Raw genomic sequence first — 12,117 nt, 5'->3', positions numbered from 1 at the left:
TCATCGGACGGGAGCTCGGGCTGCCCGAGGGCATGGTCGAGCGCCAGCCCTTCCCCGGCCCGGGCCTGGGCGTGCGCTGCCTCGGCGCCATCACGCGCGACCGCCTGGAGGCGCTGCGCGAGGCCGACGCCATCCTGCGCGAGGAGTTCGCCGCGGCCGGCCTCGAGGGCCGCGTGTGGCAGTACTTCGTGAGCGTCCCCGACTTCCGCGCCACCGGCGTCCGCGACGGCGTGCGCGCCTACGAGTGGCCAGCCGTCATCCGCGCCGTGAACACGGTGGACGCCATGACCGCCGAGGTGCCGGAGCTTGATTGGGCGCTGCTGAAGAAGATCACGGCCCGCATTTTGGCCGAGGTCCCGGGGATTTGCCGAGTGGTGTACGACCTCACGCCGAAGCCTATCGGGACCATAGAGTGGGAGTAGCGTTCTTCGCGATACGCTGACATTTTAATTAAGCGCCCGTCAAATCATTTCGACGGGCGCTTTTCTTAAGAGAAATCTTTACATCGGCCTATCCCAAATCGGCGAACCTCAGCCAACTGGCTAGTTACTGAATGCAAAGAGGCATGTTGTATATTTCATAAACGAGGGTAGCGAAGGCAGGACTCCGTTGAACCGCAAGAATAGCGGTTTTCACACCTAGCTGAAGCTGAAGGGATGCCTGTTGGATTAGCTCCCACTTCTGTTCATTTTGCAGCCAAGCTTTATCTGGCGGCGCAATATTTCACGCGGCAAAAGCAAACCGACCCCGCTCAACATCGTCAAGCACTCAAACGTCGAGAAACCCAGCGTTAGCTACCCAAGGACGTTCTCGCGGGCGTCGTGGCGGTCTTCGCGACGTTGCCCCTCCATCGCTCCCACTAAAGTCTCAGGAGTGAGCGCTGAACAAGGATGGCGAAGCGACGGGGGTTCGCATCGTCTTCCTCGGCGGCAGTCGCATCCGGATTTCGGGAACACGGAGAAGTTTTCACGCATCAAGTATCAGATGGGTGAAGCTAGAACCTAGGCAAGAGGATCACTACGAGGGCTCGCCTCCGCGTCCTCCGACTCCATAAGCAATCTCGAGAAGCTCTGAGCGCGAGTGGATGTTTAGCTTGCTGTAGATGTGGGTCAGATGCGTCTTGATCGTGCCCTCGGAGAGTTGCAGCGTCTTGCACATGTCTTGCCGCGTATCGCCCTTGACCAGGAGGACCAGCACCTCGCCTTCTCGTGCCGAGAGTCCGTGCTCTTTCGCCATATGGGCGCACCTTTGCTCAAGCGCGTGCCGCAAGGCATGTCCGTTGATGCCGGGAGTCAAGCGCTCCTCCCCTTCCAGAGCGAATTCGTTGATCGCGTCCTCGTCGCTAGACGAGCGCAAGCTCGCGCGATTGAACGCCTGAGGGTACACGATACAGACCACGAGGAGCAGGTAGGACACGACGAACACAGCGGATTCGGCCACGGTCGCGTCGTGCTCCAGGAAGAAGCTCCACGCGAGCCCCGTGACGCTGCATGACATCAGCCCGATGCCGAAGGTGCGGTAGACAGGGGAATCGAGCGAGCGCGCCGCGTCGAGCGCAACGACCCAGAAGAGAATGTGCGCGTAGTTCTCGACCACCACGAGCAGCGAGCTGACAAAGCCGTCGGGCACAGGAGTCAGCAGCTGGCGCGACGACATCAGCACGAATCCGGTGATGAGCACAAGCAGCGAGCTCTGGTAGCGCAGCGCCAGAGGCTTCTCGATCGATGCGATGAACGTCACCCGGCAGCAGATAACCACGAGCACGCACTCGACGAACGCCGACGCAAGAGACTCGCCTTCGCCTGCGAACTGACCCGAGCCCGCCGTGCCCCATATGCCGACCGTGCTCATCGCCCCGCACGCCACGAGGGCGACGCCGACCATGATGCATAAGGCAGCGAAGTACGCTCGCACCGACCCCCGTCGTTCAGCATCGGCCTCGATGCGGCGCGTCGCGCGCTGGCGCACCAGGCGGTTCGACAGCGCGAGGACGGCGGCGGCCATCACGGGCAGCAGGTACGAGCCGACGACGAGCGAGGCGCCGGCGAGAACGGCGCTGAGCAGCTCGGCGACGATGCGCTCGGCAACCTGTGCCGCGACGAGCACGTAGAGCGCATCGCGCTCGTAGCACACGCCCGTCAGATACCGGTAGATGGCGGAGACGATCCAGATATGTCCCACCCCGATGAACGTTGATCCCGCCGCTGCCACGAACAAGGGGTCGAGCAATGTCTGATGGAACCCGAGGGAGTACAGAACCGTTCCGCCGATCATGCAGCAAAGCATGAGGGGGACGGAGCGCCCGAGCGGGCAATCGATCCGATGCGGGAAGAGGAGGAACGCGGCGGCCATCGCGATGCGCCCCGCATAGCATGCGTAGCGGGCGACCTCTTGCGAGAAGCTAGTGGCCGACGGGCTCGAAAACACGTCGAGGTACCCCGTTATATCGACCCAAACCCCCACCAGCACGAGCGCGGCAAGCGACATCACGGCGGCTTTACGGTTTTTCGTCATCCGGCAGAACCCCCTCGCAACAGCATCGGACAATTTGCATGATATCACGTTCACATGGGCTTTTGCTGCCGTTTGCCCGATACGCGGAGAAGCGCGGCGCGTGCATACTGTGCCTCGTCAAGCCCCACGAGGGCACCGCGAGGAACGTGGAGGGTTCGAGGTACGACCCAACGCGCACGAGGAGGAGGAAACCATGACCCGCACCGTTTCGAAGGATGGAACCCTGAGCCGTCGGCAGTTCGTCGCCGGCGCGAGCGTGTTCGCGCTGAGCATGATGACCGGCTGCGCGCCGACCGCGGCATCGCCGTCCGAGGCGAGGATGACGCCCGGGACGTACAGCGCTTCGGCCAACGGGCTCTTCGGCCCGTACACCATCGAAGTGGACGTCTCGGAAGACGCCATCCTCGACGTACGGGTGGTCGACACGCATGAGTCCCAGTACCTGGGCCAGCGAGCGCAAAGCACGATTGCTGAAAACGTTGTGAAGCACCAGTCGCTCGAAGTCGACAGCATCACCGGAGCGACGATGACCACGTCCACCATGAAGGACGCTATCCGCGATGCGCTCACGCAGGCAGGTGCTTCTAAGAAGATGTTCGACGAGGACGCGACGACCCCCGCGCCGGCGAACGTGGCCGGCGACATCGAGGACTTCAACCCGGACATCATCGTCGTGGGCGCGGGCATCACCGGGCTCACCGCCGCGCTCACAGCCGCCGACCGGGGTGCGAAGGTGCTCATCCTCGACCACAACAAACACTTCGGCGGCTCGACCATGTACAGCGGTGGCTATTGCGCGGCTGCCGGCGGCGATACGCTGCCGAGCTACGGCTACGAAACCGATCCGGACGAGTTCTTCGCTTGGTTCATGGACGGCGACGAGACCACATTCCGTCCCGAGCTCTCCTATGTTGCGGCGTACAACAGCGGTCCGGCGTTGGATATGCTGACAAAGTACGGTGCGAAGTGGATCGAAGGCGGCCCCATCGGAGAGGACGTCGGAGCCCATGCTAACGCTGCATCCACGGAAAACGCGACAAAGGACGTCGACTACTTTGCAGCGTACGTGATCTCGCATGAGCAGCGAGGCCTGAGCATCTTCGAGGACACCGCCCCGAGCATTCAAGAATTCGTCGAGAAGGGCCAAATGGCCTACCTCCTCAACACCAAAGCGACTGAACTCATCGTGAACGCCGAGGGCCAGGTGACGGGCGTGCGTGTCGAGAACGGTGCAGAGTACGAAGCGCCCGCCACCATCCTTTCATGCGGCGGTTATTGCGCCAACGACGAGATGCTCTCCAAGCTCTACGCCCGCTGGGCGCGGTCCGGCAGCGCCTCCTCCATCGGCAACATGTTCGACGCGGCGGTCAAAGTGGGCGCAGTGCTGCACGACATGGACTTCTGCCGCACCGACGGCGGCACGCTGCCCGTCCTCGAAGGCAACGGCCAGGCCGTCATGCGCGAGATCAAGTACAAAACGCCCGGTCTGGTATGGCTGAACACAGACGGCGTCCGGTTCTGGAAAGAAGGCTCCAAAGTGGATCGTGCGTACTTCGATACTGAGCGGAACACCGTCTACTGCGTGGCGAACAAGGCCCTCCTCGAAAGCGACGACCTTCTGTATTACGGGAACTACGCCACATACGTGACCGACAGCGGCAACGAAGAGCTCGAACGCTTGGCCGAGGAGGGCAAGGTCGTCTTCAAAGGGGACACGGTCGAGGAAGCCGCCGAGAAAGCTGGTCTCGACCCGAAGGTCGTCGCAGAGCAGATCGAGCGTTACAACGGGTTTTGCAAAGCGGGGGTCGACGAGGACTTCGGCAAAGAGGCGGATGCGCTGATCGCGCTCGAGGAAGGGCCCTTCTACATCTTCGAGACGATCCCCAACATCAAGAACACCTACGGCGGCCTCGTTATCGACGACGGAGCCCGCGTCCTCGACGCGCAGAACCGGCCGATCGTGGGCCTGTACGCGGCCGGCGAGACGGCGGGCAACTACAACATCGTGCGCCCTACGGCCTCGTACTACGGCGGCAACCTGCATCGCGGCTGCACGTTCGGCTACACGGCGGCGATGAGCGCTGCGAAGGACTTCGGATTGTAGCTCGAGCACGTCCGCCCGACTGCATGCGTTCGTTTGCGCTCCGTCCGAGACTCCACTCTGGACGGAGCGCTCTTTCGCGCCACAAGAGAATAGGCCTTCGAGAAAAGCATGATACCGTGATGAGCTGTTGGCACCGAGTTCATCCGCGTGTTCGAGGAGGAGGCCCGCAAGGTGGCGGGCGAGGTGGGCTTCCTCGCGCAGGGCACCATCTACCCCGACATCCTCGAGTCCGACGGCGTGAAGGCGCACCACAGCGTGGGCGGCCTGCCCGACGACCTGCGGTTCGAGCTGGTGGAGCCGGTGAAGCTCTTGTACAAGGACGAGGTGCGCGTCATCGGACGGGAGCTCGGGCTGCCCGAGGGCATGGTCGAGCGCCAGCCCTTCCCCGGCCCGGGCCTGGGCGTGCGCGCCTACGAGTGGCCAGCCGTCATCCGCGCCGTGAACACGGTGGACGCCATGACCGCCGAGGTGCCGGAGCTTGATTGGGCGCTGCTGAAGAAGATCACGGCCCGCATTTTGGCCGAGGTCCCGGGGATTTGCCGAGTGGTCCACGACCTCACGCCGAAGCCTATCGGAACCATAGAGTGGGAGTAGATTATCGCCTGGTTCTTTAGGTTTTTACGAGGCTCCGGCGCTGCGACCGGAGCCTCGCTCCTTCCATCGTTGAAATCTGCTGTTGTGGTCATACGCAGCGCATCCGTTTTCCGTTCCGCTCCGCATTCTTAGGAAATCGAGCGCGACCTGGCTCTCGCTCACAAGCGTGCATCTTGCGTCGCTCGTCCGCCGCCCTCCTCATCGAGTCCGATCTCCGGCGGCACCATCGAGGCCCACTGCCCGCGGGTTACGCGGCGGCGGTGCTCCACACCGTCGAAGAACCGCGAAACCTCGTCCAACGACACGGGCTTGTAGCCGTTCGCATCCACCCCGACATCGTATCGCAAAAGGCGCATATGCCGGTTCCACTCGTTGTACTCGCGCGTCGAATGGATGTGCCCGTGCAAGTGGATGGCCCCATGCCCCAGTCCCGGCCAATCCATGATGGGATAGTGGCACATCACAACCTTCCGCCCGCCGTCAAACTTGAGCACGGCGATGTGCGGCTCGCAGATGAACGTGCCAGCCACGGCTGGCTGCCGCCAGTCCTTATCATGGTTTCCCGGAATCCAGTGAATGTTGCGGCAACGGATGCGGCGACGCAGCTCGCAGGCATCCGCCATGCTCATCCTGAAAGAGAAGTCCCCGAGATGGTAGAGCGTGTCCGTAGGCGCGACGCATGCGTTGATGTTGTCGACGAGGGCGTCGTTCATATCCTCAACGGAGTCCCACGGCCTGTCGCAGAAGCCGAGCGCGTTGACGTGCCCGAAGTGCGTGTCGCTCGTGAACCAAATCATCTCGCATCCTCCTTCCTTCAGAGCGGCGCTCATAATCTTTCAGCAGGTTCTCGAAGGGAAAGCCTTTGCAGGGGCGCAGCCGTCATCATGCCGAAAGGGCCGCCGAAATGCACAGCGGCCCTTCCCTCTTCCTGCGCTCGACAAGAGCCCTCTTGCGCCCTGCCTTGCCTCCTAGATCCGACCGTACTTGGAGAGGATCTCCACTGCGGCGGTGCAGGCGGCGCAATCGCAGTACTTCTCGCCCCGCTCCTTGCGCGCGGTCTGCTTGGCGAGGATCTGGTCGGCGGCCTCTTTGCCGAACAACTCGACGGCGGGACCTTGGGCGAAGGCGATGACGCCGTCGACGGTGTTCGGCCTGCCCTCGAGGAAGTCGACGAACGCGGCGGTGGCCGCCTCGACGGCCTCGTCGTCCGCGCCCTCGACGGCGCTCTTCCATGCGAGCGCGGCCTCTTTCGTCTCCTGCTTGCTGGTGTCAGCGGTTGCGAGGACGTCGGCACGCTCGGCAACGAAATCGAACAGCTCTTTCTCCATTGCGCCTCCTTTTGGTCGTTTACCAACGAGCATATGGTAGCACCAAACCCGCTGAGTTTGCGTGGCGCTTCCAACGCTTCGCCGACGCGGGCGGTCCGGCGAGCGAGACAACTTCTCAGACGGCCGCATAGGGCGGCGTCAAGCTTGACGCCCCTTCAATCCGAAACGAGGAAAAGGGGCTGCGCGCCGTGCTCGAAACGCAGGTTTCGGAGCCTTCGCCGCCGAACCCGACGCAAGGCAAAGCCCCTACCGAAACGTCATGCGATACGAGAGCGTCGCACGCTCGCCGGGAGCGAGAGTGCGCACGCCGAGCTTTTCGGCCAACTCGCGCGGGGAGAAATGGGCGTCGGGTAGCGCCGACCATGGCTCGATGCACAGGTACCGAGCGTCATCCTGGCCCGCCTTCGTCCATATGCCCAGATAAGGGAAGTCCGGAAACTCCACGCGCACTTCGTGATCGTTCTTGGCGCAGCCCAGCGCGACTGCGCTGCCGGGGACGCCCTCCAACACGACGGTGTCGATGCCCAACTGCTCGGGAGTCTTCGTCAGGCGGCCGTCCTCGAGCGGCACCTTCGTCTTCGGAAGCGTCAGTATGCCCGCCTCGTCCATGCCGAACATCTCGATGAAATCGACTCCCTCGAAGCGCACGAAGTAATCGGCCATGCGTTCGCCCGGCAAAAGGCACGTCGCATACGCCTCGTGGCCGCCCAGCTCGAACGGCATCGGCACGTCTCCCGTGTTCTCGACTGTGTGGGTTTTCGCAAGGGTCGACCCCTCCAGCGAGAAACGGACGGTTAAGCGGAAGTCGAAGGGGTAGTCGGCCCTCGTCTGCTCGTCAGAGGCCGTGGTGAAGCGCGCCTCCGTATCCGACACCCGCTCTGCCGAGAACGCGCGGTCTCGGCAAAACCCATGCGTCGGCGCCTTGACGCGCCTTCCGTCGAGCGCGTACCATCCGTCTCGCAAACGCCCGATCAGCGGGAACAACAACGGTGCCCGTCGTCCCCACACCGCAGGGTCGCCGCACCACATGCGCTCGATTCCGTCGCGCATGACGCTTCGCAGTTCGGCGCCCTTGCTCGACACGCCTACCGCAAGCTCCTCGTTTCCCAATAGGATCGTCATCGCCTCCCCTTTTCATCCGAAGGTGTGTCCACATTATAATGCGGACACACCTGAAAGCTCATTTAGCGGATGAAGAACTTATCAACCGAACGCGGCGCCTTCGCACGTGGGCACCTCGAACCGTTGGGAATTCTTCTTACGATCATGCGCCTTCTCGACGCATGATCGCGGTTTCCATGTCGTATCCTCCGCATTCTCAGCGACGCTCCGATCAAAATGGCGAGATTCCTTGCGTTACGCCCCCTGCTCCCGCTCGGCGATCTCGCCTTTGCGATACGCTTCCAGCAGCTTCTCCAGATCCTCGATCTGCCTTTTGAGCTCGGCTCCGCTGTCGGTGTCGGCCACGAGCGTGCGCTTGTCCGGCTGCTCCACCACGCTGCGCGACGAGTGGATGTCAAGCTCGCGCTCCACGGCGGCCTGCGCGGACTCCAAAGGCTCGTGCGCCGCAAGAACGAAGCCGTACGAGTTCGATATGAGCGTGTAGCCGGCGATGCCGGTCGTGGGCTGGTAGGCCTTCGAGAACCCGCCGTCGATGGTGAGCACGCGCCCGCCGCACTTCACCGGATCCTCGCCGTCCTTCACTTTCACCGGCACGTGGCCGCACACGATGCGCGAGGTCTCGGGATCCATGCCGAAGTCCTCGAAGATGCCCGCCATCACCCGCTCGTCGTCGAGATAGGAGTAAAACGGGTTCTTGACCTCCTTGCGCGCCTCCTTCTCGGCGATGAGGTACAGCTCGAACGTGGCCATCTTGCTCTTCGCGAACAGGGGCGAGCCCTCCCCCAGCCACATATACCACAGAAGGTCGCGCCCGCGCTTGCGCTCTTCGGGATCGGGCGAGTTGAAGGCCGCTCGCACCCACCGCTCCATCACGTCGTAAAGCGCGCGGCCTTTGCACGTCTCTCCGAACACGTCCACCTCCATGAGCGAGCCGTCGGCGTTGAGCGGCACGCACGCGTGGAAGAGCAGGCTCCCGTTGTGCACCTTGTAGAGGCTGCCCGCCTCCAGGAAGAAGTGCATGTGGCGCTGCAGCTTCTCGCAGTTTGCGAACGCCTGCTCCAAACGCTGCATGACCTCTTCCTCCTCGGGCGTGAGGCGGTAGGGATCGGCCGGGTCCACCGTGGGGAACACCGTGTCGGTGAGCGCGTGCTCCACTCCGTCCACGACCACGGTGCCGCGCTCGAAAGCGATCTTGTCCAAAAGCTTGCGGCCCTCAAGGCCGAATCCCGGATACTCGTCGATGAGCTGCGCCTCCACTTTGAACTGGATGATGGCCATGGCCTTTTGTATCTTGACGTTCATCTCCAGCTCCTGCGGCGGCAGGTCGGGGCTTCCCTTGAGGCCGAAGGCGACGCAAGGGTCGTCGGCGTAGGCGCTCGTCGCGAACGACGCGAGCGGCAGGATGTTGATGCCGTAGGCGTCCTCCAAGATGGAGAGGTTGCCGTAGCGCGCGCAGTTGCGCACCACATGCGCGATGCAGCCGCGCTGGCCGAGCGCGGCGCCCATCCACACGATGTCGTGGTTTCCCCACTGGATGTCGAGCGAGTGGTGGCCCATGAGCGTCTCCATGATGACGTCCGGGTACGGCCCGCGGTCGTAGATGTCGCCGACGATGTGCAGATGGTCGATGGCGAGATGCTGTATGAGCAGGCACAAAGCCTCGATGAGCGCGCCGCCTCGGCCCGTGCGGATGACCGCGTCTATGATGGCGACGTAGTAGGCCCGCTTGTCTACGCCGTCGCTCTTCTCGGTCATGAGCTCCTCGATGATGTAGGCGAAGTCCTCGGGCAGCGCCCGGCGCACGCGCGAACGCGTGTACTTGCGGGCCGCCCGCTTGCACACCGCCACGAGCCGCGGCAGCATGCGCTCGTACCACGCTTGCGCGTCGTCTGTCCGCGCCAGCTCGATCTCCATCTTCTCACGCGGATAGTAGATGAGCGTGGCGAGCGAGCGCTTCTCCGCTTCGCCTAGCGCATCGCCGAACACGTCGTCGATCTTGAGGCGGATGGAGCCCGAGCCGTTGCGCAGGATGTGCGAGAACGCCTCGTACTCGCCGTGGATGTCGGAGGCGAAGAACTCGGTGCCCTTCGGTAAGTTCAGAATGGCGCTCAAGTTGATGATCTCCGCCGACGCCTTCGCGGCGGTGGGAAACGAACGGGAAAGAAGCTCGAGGTAGCGCTTTTCGCTCACGTCCATGCAGGCCTCCTTGGGGGTGTCTCCGCTCTTGCAAGATCACATGGTACCCTCTTCTTGGCCATCCTGGGCGAAGCGGTTCCGAAGCGGTACGATTATTCGACGGAAGAGGCGAGGCCCGCTTCGGTCTCCATCCAGACCGTCTACTCCCAGCCTTTCCACGCATCGGGCGCGTAGCCCACCGTGGCCTGCCTGCCGTTGCGCACCACGGGCTCGGCCAGCACATGCTGGTTCTCCAGCAGCTTGTCGAACTTCTGGTCGGGAGAGAGGTACGAGAGCAGCGCCACCACATCCTGGTCCTTTGCCTTCGGATCGATGAGCGCGTCGATGCCGCCGACCGCCCGGCACACCGACTCAAGCTCGCCTCTGCTCATCCCCTTCTCCTTCAAATCGACGAACTGGAACCTCACGCGCCGCTCCTTGAAGTAGCGCTGCGCCTTCTTCGTATCGAAGCTTTTCTTGGTCCCGAATATCTGGATGTTCATCGCGCCCTCTTTCGCCAACTCTTCCTCGTCGACCTTGTTCCTGTTCACGGACGCCTCGGCGTCCGTGAACAGTCTAGGGAAAGAGGCGCCGAAACGCCAGGGCTTTTCGGCGCGAGCAATCCATCGGGAGGCGCGCGCCTTTTTCGTCGGCCAAAAGACGTCGCGAGTACCGCGTCTGCGCGCCGACCGCAAACCGGTTTTTGGTCGGGCCTATGCCTTGCCCTGCCGCTCCTCCCCGTCCTCGCCCGAGAGGACGTCCCGAAGGAATCTCGAATCGGTTCGGAGCCATCCCTCGGTCAGGTGCGCCAGCCCGAGATAGAGCTTCGTTCGAGCGTAGCGCCTCATGTCGGCGAGCATCATGGGCGCCCAGGAGGCCAGATGCTCCTCCAAAAAGCCCTTCTGGGTCGCCAGGAGCCCGCACGCGCCCTCCTCGTCGCCGCTCCTCAGGGCCTCGGCCGCTCGCCTTCCCATGACGCGCTCGAACTCGAGCTCCAAGGCGATGTGGTCTTCGCCTTCCCTCCAATCGGAGGCCTTCCCCACTCCGCAAGCCCGGTACACGGCCAGCACCTCATCTCGGGCGTCCTGCATCATGAGGCGCTTCTCGGAGGTGTACACCGATTCGTAGGGGTACGCGGCCGCGTACCCGTCCACCCCGTTGCCCAGGAAGCATCGGGCGTAGTCAACCTTCAGCTCGCTCAGCGATCCCGTCCACAGGTTCGAAAGGTACGTGGCAACGAGCCGGTACCCTTCGTCCATGGACGGGTCGCCCGTCGAAACCGGGTACAACGACGCGTGCATCTCGTCGAGCAGCTCCTGGTCCACCTCGCGCACGTAGAGCCTCGAGAGGAGCGCATAGGTGGTCGAGCGCCGTTCGAGCACCTCTGCCAGTTCGACGGCGTCCGCCTTTCCCTCGATCAGCTTCCCCGTCATGCTCATGCGCCATCCTCCTCTCCGTTTGCGTCCGCGGCGCGGTCGGGGAACAAAGACTCGAGGCCACGCTCCCCCGAAGCGGTGGTGCGCCACCCTCCGTTCCATGCAAGCGCGTCGCACAGCTCAAGCCTCCGCGCGAAGTACGAGCAGTGCCTGCGAACTCCGTCGGGCAGGTCGAGGCCATCCACGAGGGCGGCAAGCTCCTCAACGCTGCGCCCGCGCTCCCCGCGGCAGAACGCGAGCATCCGTCCGAACGCGACACGATGCCGGGGCTCTTCCTCCAACAGGTCGGCCAAGCGGCCCAAGGGATCGTCCGATTCCAGGTACGCGCGCCCCTCGCCGGTGAGCGTCCAGAACACCTGCCTTCCATCGGTCGGCTTGTAGAAGCGCACGCCGTCCACCTCAACGACGTCAGGCGCCTGCTCGGCTTCCTCGTCGAACTCGCCGCCGTCCTCGTCCGTCTTGCGCACAGCGCCCGCCTCCTCGAGGAGCAACGAGTAATCGTGTCCCGAGTACACCGAGACGTCGTGCTCTTGCAGCTCGTCCACCTTTCGCTGCAAAGCGTCCGCCCGCCGGGGCTCGTCGAGAAACGCGAGGATGCCCATCAGCACTCGCCGACGCGTCGCCAAGGACGCGAACAGCTGGCTTATGCGCTGATCGGCCGGCAGATCGGGGGAACGTCCGACGAACGAGGGCCTCGGCATCGCATCGACGCACGGGCCCGGCTGCCCGTCCGACCCGTCGAAGTCCTCTTCGTGATCCGCATCCGCCAAGGGATCGTAGATGCCGTCGAACGCCTCGAACGGCGTGTTCGAGGCCGCTTCCAGAATCTTCGTCACGAAGCCTC

General features: G+C 63.4%; 11 protein-coding genes. 3 read left to right on the top strand and 8 right to left on the bottom strand.

The features are described from left to right. The coding region (locus tag B5F40_RS11150) for a GMP synthase (glutamine-hydrolyzing) (RefSeq protein WP_446718595.1) at positions 1–422 on the top strand (422 nt) is incomplete at its 5' end. Between the two features lie 595 nt (positions 423–1,017). On the opposite strand, the gene B5F40_RS11145 is transcribed toward B5F40_RS11150, so the two are convergent. After that, positions 1,018–2,514 carry a helix-turn-helix transcriptional regulator gene (locus B5F40_RS11145; RefSeq protein ID WP_087194412.1) on the bottom strand — a complete coding sequence of 499 codons (1,497 nt, stop codon included), beginning with the start codon at positions 2,512–2,514 and terminating at the stop codon, positions 1,018–1,020. A 193-nt stretch (positions 2,515–2,707) separates the two neighbouring features. Here B5F40_RS11145 and B5F40_RS11140 point away from each other — a divergent pair, with 193 nt between their 5' ends. Then, positions 2,708–4,618, top strand: a complete 1,911-nt coding sequence (locus B5F40_RS11140; RefSeq protein ID WP_087194411.1) for an FAD-dependent oxidoreductase — start codon at positions 2,708–2,710, stop codon at positions 4,616–4,618. A gap of 147 nt (positions 4,619–4,765) precedes the next feature. Next, positions 4,766–5,212, top strand: coding sequence for a GMP synthase (glutamine-hydrolyzing) (locus B5F40_RS11135; protein WP_239443027.1), 447 nt, complete (start codon positions 4,766–4,768; stop codon positions 5,210–5,212). 158 nt (positions 5,213–5,370) lie between these two features. Here B5F40_RS11135 and B5F40_RS11130 read toward each other — a convergent pair whose 3' ends face one another. From B5F40_RS11130 to B5F40_RS11100, 7 genes are all read right to left on the bottom strand, one after another. Then, complete coding sequence (locus B5F40_RS11130) at positions 5,371–6,009, bottom strand: metallophosphoesterase (RefSeq protein WP_140396492.1); 639 nt, start codon at positions 6,007–6,009, stop codon at positions 5,371–5,373. Between the two features lie 171 nt (positions 6,010–6,180). Then, a complete protein-coding gene (locus B5F40_RS11125) occupies positions 6,181–6,540 on the bottom strand; it encodes a 3-hydroxyisobutyrate dehydrogenase (RefSeq protein WP_087194410.1) in 360 nt (119 codons plus the stop codon). 246 nt (positions 6,541–6,786) lie between these two features. After that, a complete protein-coding gene (locus tag B5F40_RS11120) occupies positions 6,787–7,662 on the bottom strand; it encodes an aldose 1-epimerase family protein (RefSeq protein WP_087194409.1) in 876 nt (291 codons plus the stop codon). A 234-nt stretch (positions 7,663–7,896) separates the two neighbouring features. Continuing rightward, positions 7,897–9,858 carry a fructose-1,6-bisphosphatase gene (locus tag B5F40_RS11115; protein WP_087194408.1) on the bottom strand — a complete coding sequence of 654 codons (1,962 nt, stop codon included), beginning with the start codon at positions 9,856–9,858 and terminating at the stop codon, positions 7,897–7,899. Between the two features lie 140 nt (positions 9,859–9,998). After that, positions 9,999–10,388 carry an arsenate reductase family protein gene (locus B5F40_RS11110; protein WP_239443026.1) on the bottom strand — a complete coding sequence of 130 codons (390 nt, stop codon included), beginning with the start codon at positions 10,386–10,388 and terminating at the stop codon, positions 9,999–10,001. 162 nt (positions 10,389–10,550) lie between these two features. Next, a complete protein-coding gene (locus B5F40_RS11105) occupies positions 10,551–11,276 on the bottom strand; it encodes a TorD/DmsD family molecular chaperone (RefSeq protein ID WP_087194407.1) in 726 nt (241 codons plus the stop codon). Next, complete coding sequence (locus B5F40_RS11100) at positions 11,273–12,109, bottom strand: hypothetical protein (RefSeq protein WP_087194406.1); 837 nt, start codon at positions 12,107–12,109, stop codon at positions 11,273–11,275. The genes B5F40_RS11105 and B5F40_RS11100 overlap by 4 nt, the downstream gene beginning before the upstream one ends. Positions 12,110–12,117 lie beyond the last annotated feature (8 nt).

It is taken from the genome of Gordonibacter sp. An230 (assembly GCF_002159915.1).
In the GTDB taxonomy this organism is placed as follows: Bacteria; Actinomycetota; Coriobacteriia; order Coriobacteriales; family Eggerthellaceae; genus Rubneribacter.
This window is presented reverse-complemented; position numbering and strand designations above follow the sequence as displayed.

Excerpts from the sequence above, each read along its gene's own strand:
- B5F40_RS11130 (WP_140396492.1), bottom strand. The coding sequence starts at position 6,009 with ATGATTTGGTTCACGAGCGACACGCACTTCGGGCACGTCAACGCGCTC.
- B5F40_RS11140 (WP_087194411.1), top strand. The coding sequence starts at position 2,708 with ATGACCCGCACCGTTTCGAAGGATGGAACCCTGAGCCGTCGGCAGTTC.
- B5F40_RS11125 (WP_087194410.1), bottom strand. The coding sequence starts at position 6,540 with ATGGAGAAAGAGCTGTTCGATTTCGTTGCCGAGCGTGCCGACGTCCTC.
- B5F40_RS11105 (WP_087194407.1), bottom strand. The coding sequence starts at position 11,276 with ATGAGCATGACGGGGAAGCTGATCGAGGGAAAGGCGGACGCCGTCGAA.
- B5F40_RS11115 (WP_087194408.1), bottom strand. The coding sequence starts at position 9,858 with ATGGACGTGAGCGAAAAGCGCTACCTCGAGCTTCTTTCCCGTTCGTTT.
- B5F40_RS11120 (WP_087194409.1), bottom strand. The coding sequence starts at position 7,662 with ATGACGATCCTATTGGGAAACGAGGAGCTTGCGGTAGGCGTGTCGAGC.
- B5F40_RS11145 (WP_087194412.1), bottom strand. The coding sequence starts at position 2,514 with ATGACGAAAAACCGTAAAGCCGCCGTGATGTCGCTTGCCGCGCTCGTG.